Below are 19,206 nucleotides of genomic sequence, written 5' to 3' on the forward strand. Positions count from 1 at the left end.
GTGATAGCTCACAACCACGCCTTGCTCTCACCGCTCAGGAGTCGAGGGCGACCTGATGCTGGGCGAGCTTGCCGTCTGTCAACCCCCTGAAAGTGTGGAGACGGTTCTCTGCCACCGACCGTCAGTGGTGGAACGCTGTGCGCTCGGCGTTGCTCGCTGGAGCGCCGGTCAGTCGGGCGAGTGCGTGCCGGAGGTCGGTGACCAGCAGTGAGATCTCATCGCGGCCGATGCCGTGCCGGATCATGACGCGCTGGATGACGGTGTCCTGCTGGTCGGCCGGCAGGTGGTAGGAGGGGACCTGCCAGCCGCGCATGCGCAGCTGATCGCTGAGGTCGAAGAGGCTGAAGGGGGCGTGCGCCGGGTCCTTGAGCGTGTACGAGACGGCCGGCAGCGCGCCCTTCCCGTCGTACAGAAGCCGGAAGGGACCCATCGCGGCGATCTCCTCGGCCAGGTACTGTGCCGTGGCGGCGCACGCCTCGGCGATCTGGCGGTAGCCCTGCTTGCCCAGGCGCAGGAACAGGTAGTACTGGGCGATGATCTCTCCGCCGGGCCGGGAGAAGTTCAGCGCGAACGTGGGCATGACGCCGCCGAGGTAGTCCACGTAGAAGATCAGGTCCTTGGGCAGCAGCTCCGGCTGCCGCCAGATGATCCAGCCGACGCCCAGCGGTGCCATGCCGTACTTGTGCCCGGAGGAGTTGATGGAGACGACCCGCTCGACGAGGAAGTCCCAGGGCAGCTCCGGGTGGAGGAACGGCGCGATGAACCCACCGGAGGCGGCGTCCACGTGGATGGGGATGTCCAGGCCCGTGCTCGCCTGGATGCGGTCGAGCTCGTCGGCCAGGGCCTTGACCGGCTCGTAGTCGCAGGTGAACGTGACGCCCAGAATGGCGACGACCCCGATCGTGTTCTCGTCGACGTACTGCTCCAGCTGGTGTGGGCGCAGCCCGGTCGCGCCGTGCTCCAGCGGCACCTGGCGGAGTTCGACGTCGAAGTAGCGGGCGAACTTCTCCCAGCAGACCTGGACGGGCCCGCACACCAGGTTCGGCCTGTCGTACGGCCGGCGTTCGGCCTTACGCCGCTCCCGCCACCGCCACTTGAGCGCGAGGCCGCCGAGCATCGCGGCCTCGCTGGATCCCGTCGTCGAACACCCCATCGTGTCGTGCCCGCCGGGGGCGTGCCAGAGCCTGGCGAGGATGGCGACGCAGCGCGACTCGATGGCGGCCGTCTGGGGGTACTCGTCCTTGTCGATCACGTTCTTGTCGAGGCATTCGCCCATGAGCCGCCGTACCTGGTCCTCTGACCAGGTCGTGCAGAACGTCGCGAGGTTCTGGGCCGCGTTGCCGTCCAGCGACAACTCCTGGTGGATGGCCTCGTAGACGGCGTCGGGCCGTGCGTGTGCCTCGGGCATCGCGTCCTTGGGCAGGGCCTGAGAGCTCACGGGGCCGACGAACAGATCACTGGAGTCGTCGATGTCCTCGGTGAATTTGACGCGGTGCAGCGCCACCAGTGCCTCCCCTGTCCGTGCCCGCTAAGCGAGCGGTGCCCCGATCTCGAGCAGCGAAAAGCTACAGACAGGCAAAAGAACGGACGGACACGGTGAGGGCCGCCGCCATGGCGGACCGGCTCGTGGATGGCCTCACGCCGGGGATGGTGCTTAAGGCACTGGGCCTGGTGGAGGAGATTCTCACCTCGGGGCTGGGCCGGGTACTGCGTGGGGGTCGTCGAGCTGGCCCGACGCGCACCCGGCTGCCTTGACTTCGTCATCAGTGCGGACCCGGTGGATGTCCGCCGTATCCAAATCTTCGAGCGCTGGGAGTCGCGGGCGGCCGTCGAGGAGTTCCGCGGCAGCGGCCCCAGCGGCACCCAGCGCGCCGCGATTCTCTCCGCCTCGGTGGCCGAGTACGACGTCGCGGACGTGCGCTCGCTGACCTGAACCGAGTGCGGGCGCCAGCTGGCCGGAGACATCACGGCCGATGGCCCTCATGCGTTGTCACTGCTGAGAGCAACTTGTTGAAGACCGTCGGCGGTGTGGCTGCGACTGACATACCTGTTTCCGACCGAGTGGCGGGGCGTCAGAAGTCCCAGGTGTCGTTGCGCAGGAGTACCACCTCCCCGCCGGGGCCCAGGCCGGTGACCGTGACGTCCGGGCCGCCCACCATGAAGTCGACGTGGACGCGCGAGGTGTTCACGCCCACCGCGTCCAGCCGTGCGGGATCGTCCGAACGCAGGTGGGCGGGTACGCCAGGAGGTAGCCCGGCGCCCCAGGCCAGGTGACAGGTGGCGTTCTCGTCCAGCAGGGTCTCCAGGTAGGTGATGCCGCTTTCGCCCACCCGCGAGGAGCGGTCGACCAGAGCGAGTTCGCCCAGCCGGGCCGCTCCCGCGTCGGTGGCCTGGTGCGCGCGGACGAGGTCGGCTCCGGCGCTCGCTCTGACGTCGGTCACGACGCCGTCGGCGAAGGTCAGCTCCAGGTCGCGGATGACGGTGCCGTCGAGGGACAGCGGCCGGGTGGCGCGGATCGTGCCGTCGACGCGCCGGTGGTCGGGGGTGGTGAACACCTCCTCGGTCGGCAGGTTGGCCTGGAACGGGCGGCCCTTGACGTCCTCCAGGCGGGCGGCGGTCCAGTGGGCGTCCGGGAGCAGGCCGATGGTCAGGTCGGTGCCGGGGCCCTCGAACCGTACGGCGTCCAGGCGCATCTCGGTGAGCCGTCGAGCGCGATCGAGCAGTTCGGCGATGCGCTGCCGCCACGCCGCGCGCGGATCGGGTTCGTCGAGACGGAGGATGCGGCGCAGGTGGCGCCACAGCCTGCCCTGGTCGGGTTCGCCGAAGACGGCACGGGCCCATTCGGGGGTGGCGTAGGGGACGATCGTCCAGCGGACCAGGTTGCCGAGCTGGAGCCGCTGCCGTGAGGTCAGCGACGGCATGCGATCGAGGCCGACGCGTATCGGATCCAGTCCGGCCAGGAGGTCGGGGGCGGCGGCGCCGCGGATGTTGACGATGATGCCGCCGTGCCGTTCCAGCTCGTCGTTGCGGGCGTCGAGCCAAGAGGGCACCTCGGCCAAGGTCGCGGTGTCGGCGTGCCGGACGCGGGATCGTTTGGCGTGCGGGTCGAAGTACCAGATGTCGGCGTACCGGGCGCCTCTGGCGTAGGCGGCCTCGGCCAGGGCGCGGGCGAGCGGGGCGTGCTCGATCTCGGCGTTGATCAGCACCCGGTCGTCCGGCAGCAGGGGCACGGCCACATCGAACACGACGTCGGCATAGCCGGACAGGTCAGTGGGGGGAATGGTCAAGAGGGCTCCTTCGTGTTCGTTGTGGCGCGTAGGCAGGAACGGCAGCGCTCCGGCGGCGGACCCGGCCCCAGCGAGGGCGAAGCTTTCAGCCGGGCCGAACCGGTCGACGAGGGCCAGGGCAGTGCTGAGGGATCCTGTCGGTCACCCGCCCGGCCGTGCAGTCGAGCAGGCGGGCGATCATCGTTCGTCACGCAGTTCGAGCAGGAGCGCGGTCATGCTGACCTTGACGCCGTCGTGCGGTGGTCCGGCCTTGTCGTGCAGGAGCGCCACGGCCTGGTCGACCAGGCCGACGATCTCCTCCCAGACAGGCCTGGGCAGCCATACCTCGGCGTCCATGGACGTGCGCGGGCGATCAGTCTCAGCCAGGCGTCTGGCCAGGTCAGTGCTCATCGCCTGGTGGACGAGTTGCCGTCCCTCGGACCGGTCGAGGCGCTCGCCGCTGGACGGGTCGTACCGGTAGCGCAGTCGCGGGCGGCCCCTGCCTGCCCGCGGCCGCTCGTCCGTCTGCAGGAGGAAGCCCGCTTTGGCCAGCTGGCGCAGGTGGTAGCTGGCCGAGGCGTGCGCGATGCCGAGTTCGTCGGCGACCTCGGTGGCCGACATCGACGTGCCGGTGAGCAGCGACACGATGCGGATGCGCAGCGGGTTGGCCAGGGCGCGCAGGGGGACAAGGTCATCCTGATTTTCCCAAGACACCTTGGGATTATAATCCGAGAACGAGCGACATCCGCTAGGGTGCACGGGTGCTGCTGACGATCCTGGGCGGATGCGGGGCGTGGCCGGCCGCGGGCCAGGCCTGCAGTGGTTACCTCGTGGAGCACGACGGGTTCAGGCTGCTCGTCGACCTTGGCCATGCGACGGTGCCGCGGCTGCTGGAACGGGTCGGCGCCGATCAGATCGACGCGGTGTTCATCAGCCACGGGCATCCCGACCACTGCGCCGACCTGAACCCACTGCTGCGGGCGCGCACCATGCGTGACGACCCGCCGGCGGCGTTGCCGGTGTACTCCCTGCCCGGCGCTCTGGACGCGGTGCTCGCGCTGGACCGCCCAGGGGTGCTGACCGACGCCTATGTGCTGCACGAGTTCACCGCCGGCAGCGGATTCGACATCGGCCCCTTCCGCATGCAGACCCGTCTGCTGCCGCACTCCATACCCAATGCCGGCATCCGGCTGACAGCGGGCGAACGGGTGCTCGCGTACACCGGCGACAGCGGCCCGAGTCCCGACAGGGTGGAACTGGCGCGTGGCGCTGACCTGCTCCTGGCCGAGGCCACCCATGTGGAGCGGGTTCCGGAGGTTTCCCGGCGTTACCTGACGAGCGCCCGTCAGGCAGGCCGGCAAGCCCGGGAAGCCGATGCCGGGCACCTGGTGCTGACGCACCTGCAGCCGGGCACGGACGCCTCAGCCGCGCGAGCCGCCGCTGGGGCCGGATACGACGGTGAGATCGGCATCGCCACGTCCGGTCTCAGCTTCGACCTTTCGTGAGTCATCGAAGCAGCGCAGGAAGCGCCGCAGGGTGGATGTGTCGCCGGTGACCGTGGTGTCCGCAGCGTGCACGGCGGCATCGAGGTCCCGGCCGCCGAACACCAGGTCCTGCAGGACGCGCACTTCACAGGTGATCGTGGCCGCGGCGTCGGAGATCTCGCCTCGGGCGATGTGCAGCCGCCCGTCGGCGACTTCCGCGGAGAAGGTGTCGCTCCCAAGGCGCAGCTGGTAACGGCCACAGAGATCGCCCGCTGCGGCGGGGACGAACGTGGTCTTGAGGGCGAAAGCCAGCGCGTCCGTGCTCAACTCGGTCGCCGACGGGCTCGCAGGTGTGATGGAGCTGCCCCACCGGCCGAGCGCCAGCAGAACCGGCTCGAGCTCCCGGCCGCGCGGGGTCAGCTCGTAGACGCGTGCTCCAGCGGGCGGCCCCAGGACGCGACGTGCGACCACGCCGGAGTCCTCGAGCTCCCGCAGGCGCTGCGACAGCACGTTGTGACTCACTCCGGACAGCCCGCGATGCAGATCCACGAAGCGTTTGGGGCCGAACATCAGCTCACGCACCATCAGCAGGGCCCAGCGCTCACCCACGACATCCAGAGCCCGGGCGATGCCACACAGATCTCCATAACTACGGGAACCTGTCACGCTACAGTTTCTCCTCTTCTAGGAGTAATCTCTCCTGAAGTAGGAGTATAGACGAAGCGAGGAGAGACGATGCCGCAGGTCACCTCCCGAGACGGTACGTCGATCGTCTACGAGCGGGTCGGCAGCGGTCCGGTCGTCGTCCTGGTGGGCGGCGGGCTGGACGACGGGGCGGAGAACCGGCCGCTGGCCCAGGAGCTGGCCGAAGACTTCACCGCCGTCAACTACGCTCGCCGTGGCCGCGCCGGAAGCGGCGACGTGCAGCCGTACGCGCTGGAACGGGAGATCGAGGATCTGGCGGCGTTGATCGACGCGGTCGGCGGGCCGGCGCATCTGTTCGGCGCCTCCTCCGGTGGTGCGCTCGTGCTGGAGGCGGCGGCGGCCGGACTGCCCATCGGCAAGGTCGCCGTGTTCGACGTGCCCTACGCGATCGGCGACACCGCCGTCCAGGCCTGGCAGGCGTACGTCAGGCAGTTGCGCGTCGCGCTCGCCGACGGAGAGCACGGCGAGGCGCTGAAGCTGTTCATGCGGCTGGCCGGCGCGTCCGAGCAGGACATCGCCGGGGCGGAAGGCTCACCGATGTGGCCGCCGCTGCTGAACCTCGCGCACACCCTGGCCTACGATGCCGCCTGCCTGGGGGAGGGGCCTCCGCCCGCCACGCGGCTCGCCACGATCGATCAGCCGGTCCTGGTGGCCACCGGAGCGGGCGTCGACCCGCATATGGCAGGTCTTCCGGGCGGCTTCTTCGGCCAGGCCGCCGATGCGATCGCCGCGTGCCTGCCCCACGCCGAGCGCCGGACTCTCGACGTGCGCGAGCACATGGTCAACGCCAAGATCCTCGGCCCTGCGCTCACCGGGTTCTTCCGGTCTTGACCGAGGAACTGCTGCCCATCGCCCGAACGTGAGCCGGTCCGGTGCTGGCGCGTGTTCCTGACCATGGGGAAAGTCCGTGGCCGAGTGCTGCGCCTATTCCGCGCGGGCGGACCGCAGGCTGATCATGCGCATCCCGAAAGCTCACGGCTCTTGTCCGGCTCGGTGAAAACGCTCATCGACTGTTGTTTCTGGAAGACTTGGTCTCCGTGGGTGAGAGGTTCAGGGACCTGGTCGGCGAATCCCAGGACATACCACCATTGGTTGTCATGAGGGTTGAGGACCGACGCGTAATTCTCGGCTACCACGTCGGAAAACGCCACGTCCTCGGTTTGAATCTCGTCCTCAAGCGCCTTGGTGATGCGGAAAGTCGCCTCCGTGCAGGCCGGTACCCGGAACTCCATCAGGCTGTAGGTCCACTTCGCGGCCGCACCAGCCCCCTTGTCATGGGTGAATCTGAGCAGGATGCGTGTCGTGGCCAATGAGGTGTTGCCGTTGGTGAAGACGAGGTCGCCGTCATCGAAGAACACATCGTCCGTGCCGTCGTAGGTTATGCGTTGGACGTATGCCCGCCTGACCGCGTTGTCCTCCTCGGTTTTCTGACGTTGCGCGTCAAGCCTTTGCTGCTCCGCGACCTTCCGCGCGTCAAGCCGTTGCTGCTCCGCAACCCCGAGCGCGTTCATCGATATGGCGAGGGCGGGCAAGGACATGAGTCCAGCGAGAACGGTGGCGAGTGCGGCCCACCACTGGACGTTCCAGCGGACATCGCGCAGCTTGCCCTTCGGTCTTGACCGTGCCCTCCGTGCGACGTTGCGGATGGAGCGGGCCGAGGGTCGTACGGAGGGTCCCGAGGCGCGAGAGCGAGAACGGCGCACGGGTAAGCGGCTCATAGAAGACCATGTTGCCCCACCGTGCTTTTTTAGACCATGCGCCGTTCCTGGGGGCGCGGATGGGAGGGGGAGAGGAGTGACTCGGCGTTGTGGGTGGTGAGGGATCGCCAGTTCTCGTGCTCGGCGGACAATGTCTTGTCGAGTGAGGTCAGCAGGTGCAGGGCGAGGTCGCGTTTCGTCCAGGCGTAGTCGCTGCCGTAGAGCAGGCGGTCCGGGGCGGCGATGGCGGTGAGCGCGGTGATCTGTTGTTGCGACGGCATGCCGGCCAGGTCGTAGAAGAAGCGGCCGAGCGTTTCGGTGACCGTGATCCGGTCGGCCGGTTCGCCGCTGATCGTACGGAACGCTTCGACGCGTTCGGCGAGCAGGGGCAGCACTCCGCCGAGGTGGGGGACGATCAGGCGGATACGGGGGAACCTCGTGGCGGCGCCGCTGAGGATGAAGTCGATGACCGTGCGGGCGGTTTCGAAGAGGAACTCGATCATCGGCTGGGGGCGTCCCGACGACAGTGCCTCGTGGCCGGGGCAGGTGGTCGGGTGCAGGAGGACGACGGCGGCGCGGCGGTCGAGTTCGGCCAGCACCGGCGTGAGCCGTTCGTCGGCGAGCCGGATCCCGGCGTGGTTGGACAGCAGGGCCACGCCGTCGGCGCCTAGTTCGTCGAAGGAGTAGGCGAGTTCTGTCAGCGCGCCCTCCACGTCGGGTAGGGGGAGGGTGGCGAACTGGCCGAATCGGCCCGGGCGGTCTCGTACGGTTCGGGCGCAGAACTCGTTGATCTCGCGGGACAGGCGGCGGGCGGCCAGGTCGTCGCCGAAGTGGGCTCCCGGTGAGGAGAGGGACAGCATCGCCTTGGCGATGCCGGCTTCGTCCATGAAGGCCAGGTGCTCTTCGGCGGTCCATCTCGGCCAGTAGGTCTCGGGCATGCCGTCGGGTCGCGCATGGCCGGCTGCCTTGGCGGCCTCGATGTAGTGGGGCGTGGTGAAGTGGGCGTGGACGTCGATCAGGCCCGGCGTTTTCATGGATGGTTCCCCCTGTCAGGCCGCGGTGCGTGGCGGTGTGCGGTGTCTTCAGGTTAGGGAGAGTGACCATTGAGTGGCACGATGGATGCCACTGAGTGGAACGGAGATGTGTGGTGGCGGCGTCAGATCTGCCCGAGGCGGGCTTCGGGCCGGGGGTAGCCGTGCCGGTGCAGAAGGCGGGGGAGGCGGTGATCGACCGGGCCTTCGCGGTGCTGGGCGCGTTCGACGCCGAGCACCGTGTCCTGTCGCTGGCGGGTCTCGTTCAGCGGACGGGGCTGCCGCGCAGCACCGCTCTGCGCCTGGCGCGCAAGCTGACCGAGACCGGAGCGCTGGAGCGCCTCGACGACGGTCGTTACGTCATCGGTCTGCGGTTGCTGGAGATCGCCTCGCTCGCCCCGCGCGGGCACGGGCTGCGGGCCGTGGCGATGCCGTACCTGGAGGATTTGTTCCACGTCACCCGCCAGCACATCCTGCTGGCGGTACGCGACGGCGACGCGGCCACGCTGGTGGAGCGGCTGTCCGCGCACGACGCGAGCCCGGCGCTTTACCGGGTCGGCGGCCGTATGCCCCTGACCGGGACCGGGGTCGGCCTGGTGCTGCTCGCCCACGCGCCCGCCGACGTACAGGAGCACTTCCTCGAGCGCTTCGAGGAGGGGCAGAGCTACGACGGGGTGCGCACCGCCGAGAGTCTGCGCCGGGTGCTGGCCGAGGTCAGGCGGGGCGGCTACGCCATCGGGAGCAAGGCCGGGCCCGAGCCGCACACCACGGCGGCGGCGCCGATCCGCGACGCGGACGGCGTCGTCGCCGCCGTGTCCGTGGTGGCGCCGAGCGCCGACTTCGACGCGGCGATCTACGTGCCCGCCGTCCGTGCCACCGCGCGCGCCGTCTCGCGCGCGATGAACGACACCCGCCGGATCGGCTAGCTCATGCGCGACGAAACACCACTCGCCGGATCGGCCAACTCGGGTGATGAACACCACTCGCCGGATCGGCCAGCTCGTGCGATGAACGACACCTGCGAGACCGGCTCATGAAAGGCCGATCCGGCGCGTCCCCGGCAGAGCGCCGGATCCCGCGAGTGCGGCCCCGAGCGGGGCTACAGCTCGCGGGCCGTGATCTGCGCCGCCGCCTCCAGCAGGCGTTTGGCCGTCCGCTCGACCTCCAGGTCCACCATCGACACGATGCCGAGGCTGGCGTCCAGCGAGTGGCCCTCGCTGTCGTACAGCGGCACCGCGACGCCCACCGCGCCCGGGGTCAGGGTGCCGCGCGACACCGCGTAGCCCAGCTCGCGCGCCTCGGTCACCGCGGGCGGGTCGCCGGCCTGAGGCGGGCGGGACAGCATGATGGCCAGGCCGCTGGCCCCCTGGTCGAGGGCGTGCCGGGCGCCGCTGCGCTGAGACAGGTGGAAGATCGCGTCGGGCGGCTCGACGACCGCCAGCACGACGGCGTCGGCCCCCTCGGCCACGACGCACTGCGTGGTGACGCCGAGCTCCTCGGCCAGCGTGCGCAGGTAGGGGACGACCGCGCGACGGAGCTGCGGGTTGGCCTGCCTGGCGAGCTGGATCACGCCCAGCCCGAGCCGGTAGCGCCCCGAACTGCCCTCCGCGGCCAGGCGGTGCAGGCGCAGCGTGGTGAGCAGCCGGTAGACGGCCTGCCGGTGCATGCCCAGCGACGTGGCCAGCTCGGCGACGGTCATGTCGCGGTCCTCCGAGGCGAGCAGCTCCAGCAGCCGCAGGCCCCGATCCAGGGTCTGGGACCCGCTGCCCTGACTCGCGCCCTCGCCGGCGCGATCACCAGTGCTCACGTCACGCCATCCCTACCGCCGTCGGTGCCACCGACATCCGCTGTGCCCGCATGAAGCCGGCCTGATCTCACCTCGAGCGTCAACTTCCACCTACCCGGTCGGCTGCCGCGTTGCGTCCAGCGATCCGGCCGAATGCCAGGCACTCGGCGATGCTGCCACCGCCGGTCGGATAGAGCAGGCCGTGTAGTGATCCTAGCTCTCCGGCGGAGTAGAGATGGCTGATCGAACCTCCCCGAATCGAGGCGACACGAGCGTTCGCGTCACGGCGTGGACCGCCGACGGTGTGGGACCCTCCGGGCCAGAGCGGGACCGCGTAGTAGCGGTCGCCGCCGAGGGGGGTCAGCGTGACGGGATCACGGCCGAAGTCGGCGTCGACGCCGTTCGCGCAGTGCTCGTTGTAGCGCGCGACGGTCTGCTCCAGCGCGGCGGGGTCGAGCCCGCAGACCACCGCCAGCTCCTTGATGGAACCGGCCGACTGGATCCAGCCTTCGCGCAGTTCGGCGATGTTGTCCTCGCTCCAGGTGTAGTCACCGACCGGCCCGGCCGGCCCCGAGTACGTCGGCACCAGCGTCGCCCGCTCGAAACGCTCCTGGTCGAAGATCCACCAGGTGGGGATCCTCGGATAGGTGAGCGAGTCGGCGTCCATGGCCAGCAGTTCCAGGTTGGCGGCGTGCTGGCGGCCCGGCTCGCGGATGAAGCGCCGGGCCGTGCCGTCGACGAAGATCGAGCCCGGCGCCCGTACGTCGTCCGCCGGCCCGAACCGGCCCGACCCCCACAGGTCGATGCCCGTCCCTCCGGTGTAGCCGCCGCCGGGGAACCTGGCCACGAAGTGCCCCGGCCAGACGTTCATGTGCCACAGCTCCGCGCCGGCCTCGATCGCCATGGTGATGCCGTCGCCGGTGTTGTGCTCGGTACCGTAGAAGTGCGCGGGGGAGATCGGCAGGTACTGCCGCTTGAGCCGTTCGCTGGACTCGTAGCCGCCGACGGCCAGCACGACGCCGCGGCGCACGCCGATCCGCCGCACCTGGCCGTCGCACTCGGTCTCCACGCCGACGACGGCGCCCGCCGCGTCGGTCAGCAGCCACCTGGCCGCGGTCCCGTACCGCACCTCGATGGCGCGCTCGGCGATCAGGCCGCGCAGGAAGCCGTGCATCGGGCAGCCGGTGTAGCCCTCGGGCGCGCCCGAGGGCTGCGCCTTGTAGACCCTGATCGACTCGTGGCCGGGCAGCGACGGGTGCTCGCCGTGGATGTTCATCTTCACGTACGTGCCGCCGTGCCGGTCGAGCCAGGCCGGGTTGGCCGCCGTCTCCTCGGCCCAGGCGCGGATCAGGGCGGGATCGACCGTGGACAGCTCGCCGTTGATCGCGTACATGGCCGACAGGTACGCGATCGCGCCCTCCACGTCCTCCGGCACGAGGAAGAAGCCGGCCGCGTAACGGCTGTTGGGCCGGTGCCCCGCGGCCTGCTGCTTCTCGACGACGAGCACCTCGGCGCCCGCGTCGTGGGCGGTCACCGCGGCGACCGCGCCGGCGTCGCCCAGGCCGAGCACGACGACGTCGACGGTCCGGTCAAAGGGACCGGTGTGGTGCATGCTGACCTCCTCCTGGACCGTACGTGCGCCTCATGCCTGTCCGGTGAGCCCGAACAGCCTGGCCGCGTTCTCCTTCAGGATCTTCGGCCTGACCTCGTCGCGGATGCCGATCTTGGCGAAGTCGCCCAGCCAGCGCTCCGGAGTGATCATCGGGAAGTCCGACCCGAAGAGTACCTTGTCCTTGAGCAGCGTGTTGGCGTACTGGATGAGCTGCGGCGGGAAGTACTTCGGCGACCAGCCCGACAGGTCGATGTAGACCTCCGGCTTGTGCATGGCGACCGCGAGCGCCTCGTCCTGCCAGGGGAACGACGGGTGCGCCAGGATGATCCGCAGGCCGGGGAACTCGGCGGCCACGTCGTCGACGTGCATCGGGTTGGAGTACTTCAGCCGCAGCCCGCCGCCGCCCGGCGTGCCCGCCCCCGCGCCGGTCTGGCCGGTGTGGAACAGCGCGACGAGCCCGTGCTCGGCGATGACCTCGTACAGCGGGTAGGCCATCCGGTCGTTCGGGAAGAAGCCCTGCGTGGTGGGGTGGAACTTGAAGCCGCGCACCCCGTGCTCCTCGATCAGCCGCCGGGCCTCGCGCACGCCGGCCGCGCCCCGGTGCGGGTCGATGCTGGCGAACGGGATGAGCACGTCGGCGTGCAGGGCCGCCTGCTCGGCGATCTCCTGGTTGCCGGGGACCTGCTCGCGGCCGCTGAGGTACATGGAGTCGACGCCGAAGACGATCGCCGCCATGTTCCGCTCGCGGTAGTACTCGGCGATCATCGGGACGGTGAACTTCCTGACCTCGCCGGCCTTGAAGTAGTCGGCCATCGCCGCGAACCTGTCGTTGCCGTCGCCGGGCCCCTGGGCCTCGCGGACGGAGGTGTGCACGTGGGTGTGCACGTCGATCGCGTCCAGCGAGGTGACGTCGATCGTCATCACGCCTCCTCGTCGATGATCGCGGTGGCGGTGCCGGACAGCACCTCGACGCCGTCGGCGTTCACCGCCGTGAGGGTGAGCTCGGCGCGCCGCTGCCCGTCGACCGTCTGGACGTCGGTGACGACCGCCGTCGCGGTGATGGTGTCACCGGGCCAGACGGGGGCCTTGAACCTGGCGCGGTAGCGCCGTACGTTCTCGTGCCCGAACCATTCGGTCAGCACCCGGCCGGCCAGGCCCATGGTGAGCATCCCGTGGGACATCACGGTCGGATGCCCGGCGATCTCGGTGGCGAACGGCTCGTCGGTGTGCAGCGGGTTGTAGTCGCCTGAGGCGCCCGCGTACATGACGATCTGGGTGCGTTTGAGGTCCGTCACGACGACCTGGGACACCTGCCGGCCTGCCGTCACCGTCATGAGGGCTCCTCCTTCGTGATCCGCACCGAGACCGAGGTGGAGCGGGCCACCAGGTTGCCGTCGGCGTCGTGGAAGTCGACGTGCCGCTCGGCGAAGTTCAGCACGCCGGCCCGGCCGCTCTTGTGCCAGGTCCGGCCCTGCCGCTTGCGGGCCGTCAGTGTCTCGCCGACCCGGATCGGTCGGAAGTACTCGAACTCCTGCTCCGCGTGCAGGCCGCCGGTTCCGCCGGAGGAGCGGCCCGCGTCGGCCCCTGAGCCGTTCCATGGCTCGCCGGGCTTCATGCGCAACGGCCAGTCCGGGTCGAACTGGGAGAAGGCGATCGGGAAGGTGGGCGGGACGACGTCCGCGTCCTCCCCCAGGGCGCGGGCGAACGCCCGCACGTGGCCCTGCTCGATCGGAAAGGGAACATCGGTCACAGGGTCGACTCCTTCGTGGCCGGGCGCAGGTGGCCGACCGCCAGCTCCCGCGCGGACGGCCGGTTGATCTTGCCCGCCGGGCTGCGCGGGATGGCCTCGACCCGGACGATGGCGCGCGGGCGCTTGTACCCGGCCAGCCGCTCGCCCACGTGCCGGCTCAGCGCCTCGTCCTCCACCTCGGCCAGCGCGTCCGCGGGCGCGACGACGGCGACCACGATCTGACCCCAGCGCGGGTCGGGCACGCCGACGACCACCGCCTCGGAGACGTTCGGATGGGTCACCAGCGCCTCCTCGACCTCCTCGGGGAAGACCTTCTCGCCGCCGGTGTTGATCACGCCGTCGCCGCGGCCGAGCAGGATCAGCCTGCCGTCCGCGTCCAGCGAGGCGAGGTCGCCGGGCACCGCGTACCGGACGCCGTCGATGGTCCGCCAGACCCTGGCGGTCCGCTCCGGGTCCTTGAGGTAGCCGACCGGCTGCGGTCCCGCGCTGGCCAGCACCCCGACCTGCCCGGTGCCCGGCTTGATGTCCTGGTCGTTCTCGTCCAGGATCCGGGCGACGGGGGACAGCGTGAAGCGTCCGTCGGCCACGTCGGCCTCCGAGCGGGCCAGCGCCTGCCCGAAGGGCCCGCCCTCGGACGCCGAGATGTTGTCGATCAGCGTCATTCCGCCGCGCCGCAGCAGCTCCCGCTTGACCTCGGCGCTCCAGATGACGCCGGAGCTGGTCATCGAGCGCAGGCTGCCGATGTCGTACGGCCGCCCCGCCCGTTCGGCGGCGGCCAGCGCGTCCACCAGCGGCCGGCCGAACGCGTCCCCGACGATCACCATCTCGGTGACCGCGTGCCGCTCGACGGTCCGCCACACCTCCTCCGCGTCGAGGGAGCGGGAGGTGCAGAAGCAGATCGTCCCGCCGGCCAGCAGGGTGCGCAGCGCGTGGAACAGGCCGGTGCCGTGCATGAGCGGCGACATCGGCAGCACGACCGGCGGGCCGCCCTTCGCGCGCAGCTCGCGGACCCGCGTCCGCACCTCGTCCGGCGTCTGCGGCGGCTCCAGCCCGGCCTGGCGGAAGACGCCCCGCAGGATGCCCAGCAGGCCGTCACGGTCCCAGATGACGCCTTTGGGCCGGCCTGTCGTGCCCCCGGTGAGCAGGATGATGCCGTGCGGCGAGCCGGCGGCGGCGTCGCGGTGGACCGGCTCGTGCTCGACGGCCCGCTCGAACGGAACGACCGGCGCGAGCGGCTCCGCCTCCGCGCCGACCTCCAGGAGCAGGCGGTCGCCCGGCACCTCGCGGACGTGGGCGGCCAGGCTCGTGTCGTGCACGAAGGCCGCCGCGTCGGTGTAGTCGAGCACGTAACGCAGCTCGGGGGCGCGGTAGCGGTAGTTGATGTTGACCGGCCGCGCGCCCAGCTTGAACGCCGCGACGATGGTCTCCAGGTAGGCGAAGGAGTTGTACAGGCCGATGGCGACGGTCGAGCCGGGGCCGACCCCGTGCCCGGCCAGCGCACCGGCCAGCCGCGCCGCGCGTTCGTCCAGCTCGGCGTAACCGACGGTGCGCTCGCCCTGGATCATGGCGGGCCGATCGCCCGCCGCCTGCGCCGCGGCGCGCAGGGCGGTGGCGACGCTCATCTTCAGCTCGGCGGGTTCGGGCAGGTCGTTCGGCTCGTGGGCCATCCGGTCTCCTTCGCTGCGGTACGCGGCCAGCCGCTCATCCGGCACGGGGTGGGAGGTCATGGGTCCGTACATTGGAGATCATCGCGGCGTCCATCATCCAGTCACGCGCCCGTGGCGGAGCGGCGGCGATCTCCGACATCTGACGCTGGTACCTGCGCCGCTCGACCTCGTCCTGCTCGGCCATGGCGGTGGTGGTGCGGTGGGTGAGCTCCCTGACCGCCTCGATCGCGGCCTTGCGCCTGCGGTGCGCCCAGGCGTCCAGCACGTCCGGGCCGGCCTCGCCGTTCAGCACCGCGCCGAGCTGGATGGACAGGTCGAACGCGTCGTGGATGCCGCCGTTGAGCCCCATGCCGCCCATCGGGCTGTTGACGTGCGCGGCGTCGCCCAGCAGCAGCACCCGGCCCTGGCGGAAGGTGTCGGCCACGCGCTGGTGCACCGAGTAGATCTTCCGCTCGCGCAGCGGCAGCTCGGGGTGGTCGCCGAACAGGCCGCGCAGCCGCTCGGCCACGTACGGGTCGGAGACCGCCTCCTCGCTGGTGACGTGGGGCGGCACCGAGATGACGACCCGCCACAGGTCGGGCACCCGCAGCACCAGCAGGTGCTCTACGGGGTCGGCGATGTAGTTGACGTCGCAGATGCCGGGCAGCAGGGTCTCCACCGGGTAGTCGATGCTCAGCACGAGATACCGGTGATCGTAGGTGAGTCCCTCGAACGGCGTGCCCAGCGCCTTGCGGATGGTGCTGCGCGCCCCGTCGGCGCCGAGCACCCAGCGGGCCGCGACCCGCTCGCCGGAGGCGGTGGTCAGCGCGGCCTCGCCGTCGTCCTGGTTCACGCCGACGACGCCGGTCCCGAGCCGGATGTCCACCCGGTCGTGCCGCTCCTCGATGGCGTCCTTGATGATCTGCGTGTACTTGTACTGTTCGAGCTGCAGCCTGAACGGATAGTCGGTCTCGCCGGCCAGCAGCCCGAAGTCGAACTCCGCGATCAGCCCGTCGCGCCGGTCACGCACCTGGTACTTCCTGGCGACGATGCCGCTCGACAACATCGTGCCGACGACGCCGAGGTCGCGGGCGATCTCGATGGTGGGCGGATGGAACGTGGAGGCCCGCCACTCGGTGCTGAGCCGCTCGCTCTCCTCCAGGACGACGACCGACGCGCCGCGCCGGGCCAGGGCGAGCGCGGCGGTGAGCCCGACAGGGCCGGCGCCGACCACGGCCACGTCGTGAACGCCCATCATCGGCTCCACTCGGCGATGTGCTCGCACATGGTCTCGGCCAGGTCGGGGCGGCCCTGGAAGTAGTGGTCCGCGCCCTTGATCTCGACCAGCTCGCGGCGGTCGTGGGCGACGGCCTCGTACATGGTGCGGGCGTGGCTGGGGAAGGCCGCGCAGTCCGCCGACCCGTAGACGACCATGACCGGCGCCTGCACGTGGGGGAGGGCGAGGTAGGCGTTGGCCCGGCTGCGGTCGTAGCTCCACTGGCTCAGCCAGGAGCGCAGGCTGGTGAGATGGCCCAGCGAGGCCGGCTGGAAGTTGGCCACCCAGGGGGAGCCCCACAGGGTGCCGGCCTTGCGGTCGGACGGGTCGAGGGCCAGGTCCAGGAAGCGCGGGTCGGCGGCGGTGCCGTGGACGACGAAGGGCAGGTCGTCCGGCGCCTCCTTCAGGCCGGCCGGCGACTCCCTGGTGTGCTCGCGCAGCGCCTCGATCTGCTCGGCGGCCCAGCCGGTGATCCGGCGGTTGCGCTCGATCTGGGCGTCGCGGTAGCGCTCGACGAACTCCTCGCCGTACGCGGGACCGTTGGCCGGGTCGAACATGTCGAGCGACCGGTCGCGGTCGAAGGGCCGCCGCTCGTCGGTGATGGCCGCGTCGAGCCCTTCGGTGTAGACGACCGCGCGGCCGGGGTGTGCCATGGCCATCACGATCTTGTCGGCCGGGATCAGGCCGGCGCCGGCCAGGTCCACGGGGTCCCCGGCCGGCGTGTGGGTGATGGTGGGGTGCTCGGCCTGCTCCTGGTAGAGCGCGGCCAGGCCGCCGCCGCCGGAGTTGCCGACCAGGACCACCCGCTCGTAACCCAGCTCGCGCAGGCGCCGGATCGCCGCGCCGACGTCCAGGACGCAGTTCTCCATGATCAGCGCGGAGTCGTTGCCGACGTAACGGGTGGCCAGGCCGACCGCGGCCACGCCCCGTGAGGCCAGCTCCTCCAGCGCGTAGTGGCCGATGAAGTTGGAGGCGGGATGCACGATCAGCACGGCGGTCGTCGGCTGCCGCCGGTCGTCCTTCCAGAGGGTGGCCCAGATCTTCCCGCTCATCCGGGCGACACCGGAGTTGATGTCCAGGCGTCCGCCTTGGGACATCGGGATGGGCAGTAGTTCGCGGGACAGCACGGGCGGCTCCTGATCAGCGCAAGAAAGGCAGGTGGTGGGTCGGCGGCGCGCGCTACCCGCGTGAGGTCCACTTCCGCAGCGTCTCGACGCCCGCTTTCGCGTCGTCGGCGTTCAGCTCGCGGGTCTGGTACGTGAGCTCGATCCGCACACCGTTGGGGTCGAAGATGTACAGCGACTCCCAGACGCCGTCATGGTCGACGATGCCCACGCTCTCCACGCCCTTGGCGGCGAAGTGCGCCTTCCACTCGTGCAGCTCCTCCATCGAGTCGACGTTGAGCGCGATGTGCCGCACCCACGACGGCACCGAGTCGGGGCCCGGGTCGGGCATGTCGTCGACCTCGAAGAAGGCGATGGCGCTCCCGTCGCCCAGGCCGAAGAAGGTGTGCAGGTACGGCGTCTTGGCGCCGTTCGACGGGACCTCGTCGAGCTGGATCGCGGTGAGCAGCTCGCACTTCAGCACCTCGGTGTAGAAGTCGTGCGTCGCTTGGGAGTCCCAGGTCGGATAGGCGATGTGGTTGAGCGAGCGCGGAGTGCGGAGATCTGCTGTGGCCATCATCTGATCCTGTCTGTGTCAATTATCGGACAAACAGTCCGAAATTTGAGTTGATTGTCGGGCGGTAGATGTCCGCTTGTCAACTGTCCGGACGATCGGGCGTTCAGATGACCAGGACGATGCGCAGCGCCTTTCCGGCCAGCAGCCGGTCGTAGCCCTCCTGCGCGTCGGTCATGCCGAACGATCCGGAGACGTACTCGTCCAGCGGGAGCCGGCCGTCCAGGTAGAGGCCCGCCAGGAGCGGCAGGTCCCTGGAGGCGACGCAGTCCCCCCAGATGGAGACCCTGATCGAGCCCCCGTTCAGGAACAGCCGCCGCAGCGGCAGCTCGACCGTGTCGCCCTGCCGGGGCGCGCCGACGACCACCAGCCGCGAGCCGGGGGCCCGCAGCGCGTCGGCCGTGGCGAAGGTGGCGGGGCCGCCGACCGCGTCCAGGACGACGTCCGCGCCCGCGCCGCCGGTCAGCTCCCGCACCCGTTCGACCGGGTCCTCGCCGAACGCGTCGATCACGTGGGTGGCGCCGAAGCGTTCGGCGGCGGCGAGCTTGTCCGGGTTGGTGTCCACGGCGATGATCCGCCGCGCCCCGGCGTACACGGCCCCGGCGACGGCCGCGACGCCCACGCCGCCGCACCCGATCACCACCACGTCGTCGGCCGGGCCGACCTGCGCGGTGTTCACGGCGGCGCCGAACCCGCTGGGCACGCCGCAGCCGAGCAGCGCGGCGATCTTCGGCGGGACCCTCGGGTCGATGGCGATCGCCTGCCTGGCGGGCACGATGACCCGTTCGGCCAGGCCGCCGACGCCGAGCACGGGGGTCGCGGCGACGCCGTCGCCGAGTCCGACCTTCGGCCGGCGCGGCAGCCTCGATGGGCACGCCTCGGGCCGTCCCGCCCGGCAGTGCCGGCACTCCCCGCAGGCCACCATGGGCGCGACGACCACGCTGTCCCCGACGGCGACGCCCGCCGCGTCCGGCCCCAGGGCCTCGATCACGCCGGCCACCTCGTGCCCGACCAGGTACGGGAAGTCCGTCCCCGACGTGCCGTGCATGAAGTGCACGTCGCTGTGGCACAGCCCGCAGGCGGTCACCCTGATCAGCACCTCGTCGCCGGCCGGCGCGCGCAGGGGGATGTCCTCGAAGCTCAGCGGGCCGTGCGGCCGCCGGACGACGGCGCCTCGGTAGTGCGCGGACATGGGCCACTCCTCAGATCGGTGCGGGGACGAAGCGGGTGCGGGTCAGGGGATCGGTGCGGGGGGGCGGAAGCGGGGTGCGGATCG

20 protein-coding genes are annotated in these 19,206 nt (G+C 70.6%); 4 read left to right on the plus strand and 16 right to left on the minus strand.

The genetic code is table 11. The features are described from left to right. Nucleotides 1–121: 121 nt before the first annotated feature. Complete coding sequence (locus tag OIE67_RS15665) at nt 122–1,504, minus strand: glutamate decarboxylase (protein ID WP_326640889.1); 1,383 nt, start codon at nt 1,502–1,504, stop codon at nt 122–124. Nucleotides 1,505–1,630: 126 nt separating this feature from the next. Between OIE67_RS15665 and OIE67_RS15670 the strand changes: the two genes are divergently transcribed. Next, nucleotides 1,631–1,933 (plus strand): putative quinol monooxygenase, encoded by a 303-nt coding sequence (locus OIE67_RS15670; protein WP_326640891.1) that lies wholly within the window; start codon nt 1,631–1,633, stop codon nt 1,931–1,933. A gap of 139 nt (nt 1,934–2,072) precedes the next feature. On the opposite strand, the gene OIE67_RS15675 is transcribed toward OIE67_RS15670, so the two are convergent. Both OIE67_RS15675 and OIE67_RS15680 read right to left on the minus strand, forming a co-directional pair. Further along, entirely contained in the window at nt 2,073–3,287 is a 1,215-nt protein-coding gene (locus tag OIE67_RS15675) for an aminopeptidase (protein WP_326640893.1), read from the minus strand. Nucleotides 3,288–3,464: 177 nt separating this feature from the next. Then, nucleotides 3,465–3,980: an ArsR/SmtB family transcription factor gene (locus tag OIE67_RS15680; RefSeq protein ID WP_326640895.1), complete on the minus strand. Its 516-nt coding sequence runs from the start codon at nt 3,978–3,980 to the stop codon at nt 3,465–3,467. A gap of 47 nt (nt 3,981–4,027) precedes the next feature. On the opposite strand from OIE67_RS15680, the gene OIE67_RS15685 reads away from it, so the two are divergent. Continuing rightward, complete coding sequence (locus tag OIE67_RS15685) at nt 4,028–4,771, plus strand: MBL fold metallo-hydrolase (RefSeq protein WP_326640897.1); 744 nt, start codon at nt 4,028–4,030, stop codon at nt 4,769–4,771. Here OIE67_RS15685 and OIE67_RS15690 read toward each other — a convergent pair. Further along, nucleotides 4,688–5,416, minus strand: coding sequence for a winged helix-turn-helix transcriptional regulator (locus OIE67_RS15690; RefSeq protein ID WP_326640899.1), 729 nt, complete (start codon nt 5,414–5,416; stop codon nt 4,688–4,690). The two genes, OIE67_RS15685 and OIE67_RS15690, sit on opposite strands and share 84 nt — an antisense overlap. A 69-nt stretch (nt 5,417–5,485) precedes the next feature. On the opposite strand from OIE67_RS15690, the gene OIE67_RS15695 reads away from it, so the two are divergent. Further along, entirely contained in the window at nt 5,486–6,286 is an 801-nt protein-coding gene (locus OIE67_RS15695) for an alpha/beta fold hydrolase (protein ID WP_326640901.1), read from the plus strand. 122 nt (nt 6,287–6,408) lie between these two features. Here OIE67_RS15695 and OIE67_RS15700 read toward each other — a convergent pair whose 3' ends face one another. Together OIE67_RS15700 and OIE67_RS15705 are read right to left on the minus strand one after the other, a co-directional pair. Beyond that, nucleotides 6,409–6,993, minus strand: coding sequence for a hypothetical protein (locus tag OIE67_RS15700; RefSeq protein WP_326640904.1), 585 nt, complete (start codon nt 6,991–6,993; stop codon nt 6,409–6,411). A 209-nt stretch (nt 6,994–7,202) separates the two neighbouring features. Next, on the minus strand, nt 7,203–8,186 hold the full coding sequence (locus OIE67_RS15705) for an amidohydrolase family protein (protein ID WP_326640906.1): 984 nt from the start codon (nt 8,184–8,186) through the stop codon (nt 7,203–7,205). A 113-nt stretch (nt 8,187–8,299) separates the two neighbouring features. On the opposite strand from OIE67_RS15705, the gene OIE67_RS15710 reads away from it, so the two are divergent. Beyond that, a complete protein-coding gene (locus tag OIE67_RS15710; RefSeq protein WP_326640908.1) occupies nt 8,300–9,109 on the plus strand; it encodes an IclR family transcriptional regulator in 810 nt (269 codons plus the stop codon). Nucleotides 9,110–9,282: 173 nt separating this feature from the next. Here the strand turns inward: OIE67_RS15710 and OIE67_RS15715 are convergent, their stop codons facing one another. From OIE67_RS15715 to OIE67_RS15760, 10 genes are all read right to left on the minus strand, one after another. Next, nucleotides 9,283–9,990: an IclR family transcriptional regulator gene (locus OIE67_RS15715; protein ID WP_106246958.1), complete on the minus strand. Its 708-nt coding sequence runs from the start codon at nt 9,988–9,990 to the stop codon at nt 9,283–9,285. A gap of 79 nt (nt 9,991–10,069) precedes the next feature. Continuing rightward, on the minus strand, nt 10,070–11,581 hold the full coding sequence (locus tag OIE67_RS15720) for an FAD-dependent oxidoreductase (protein WP_326640914.1): 1,512 nt from the start codon (nt 11,579–11,581) through the stop codon (nt 10,070–10,072). Between the two features lie 30 nt (nt 11,582–11,611). Beyond that, nucleotides 11,612–12,502 carry an amidohydrolase family protein gene (locus tag OIE67_RS15725; RefSeq protein ID WP_326640916.1) on the minus strand — a complete coding sequence of 297 codons (891 nt, stop codon included), beginning with the start codon at nt 12,500–12,502 and terminating at the stop codon, nt 11,612–11,614. Beyond that, nucleotides 12,502–12,915, minus strand: coding sequence for a MaoC/PaaZ C-terminal domain-containing protein (locus OIE67_RS15730; protein WP_326640918.1), 414 nt, complete (start codon nt 12,913–12,915; stop codon nt 12,502–12,504). The genes OIE67_RS15725 and OIE67_RS15730 overlap by 1 nt, the downstream gene beginning before the upstream one ends. Next, nucleotides 12,912–13,331: an FAS1-like dehydratase domain-containing protein gene (locus OIE67_RS15735; protein WP_326640921.1), complete on the minus strand. Its 420-nt coding sequence runs from the start codon at nt 13,329–13,331 to the stop codon at nt 12,912–12,914. Before OIE67_RS15735 ends, OIE67_RS15730 begins: the two co-directional genes overlap by 4 nt. Continuing rightward, the gene (locus OIE67_RS15740) at nt 13,328–15,058 is read right to left on the minus strand and encodes an AMP-binding protein (protein WP_181308088.1); all 1,731 of its coding nucleotides are present in this window, start codon (nt 15,056–15,058) and stop codon (nt 13,328–13,330) included. Before OIE67_RS15740 ends, OIE67_RS15735 begins: the two co-directional genes overlap by 4 nt. Then, the gene (locus OIE67_RS15745) at nt 15,033–16,235 is read right to left on the minus strand and encodes an FAD-dependent oxidoreductase (RefSeq protein WP_326640925.1); all 1,203 of its coding nucleotides are present in this window, start codon (nt 16,233–16,235) and stop codon (nt 15,033–15,035) included. The genes OIE67_RS15740 and OIE67_RS15745 overlap by 26 nt, the downstream gene beginning before the upstream one ends. Continuing rightward, nucleotides 16,232–17,380 (minus strand): alpha/beta hydrolase, encoded by a 1,149-nt coding sequence (locus OIE67_RS15750; RefSeq protein ID WP_326640927.1) that lies wholly within the window; start codon nt 17,378–17,380, stop codon nt 16,232–16,234. Before OIE67_RS15750 ends, OIE67_RS15745 begins: the two co-directional genes overlap by 4 nt. 52 nt (nt 17,381–17,432) lie before the next feature. Beyond that, nucleotides 17,433–17,936, minus strand: a complete 504-nt coding sequence (locus OIE67_RS15755) for a VOC family protein (protein ID WP_326640929.1) — start codon at nt 17,934–17,936, stop codon at nt 17,433–17,435. Nucleotides 17,937–18,036: 100 nt separating this feature from the next. Further along, nucleotides 18,037–19,122, minus strand: a complete 1,086-nt coding sequence (locus OIE67_RS15760) for a zinc-binding dehydrogenase (RefSeq protein ID WP_326640931.1) — start codon at nt 19,120–19,122, stop codon at nt 18,037–18,039. Nucleotides 19,123–19,206: the final 84 nt, after the last annotated feature.

Source organism: Nonomuraea fuscirosea (assembly GCF_035917475.1).
GTDB classification, from domain to species: Bacteria; Actinomycetota; Actinomycetes; order Streptosporangiales; family Streptosporangiaceae; genus Nonomuraea; species Nonomuraea fuscirosea.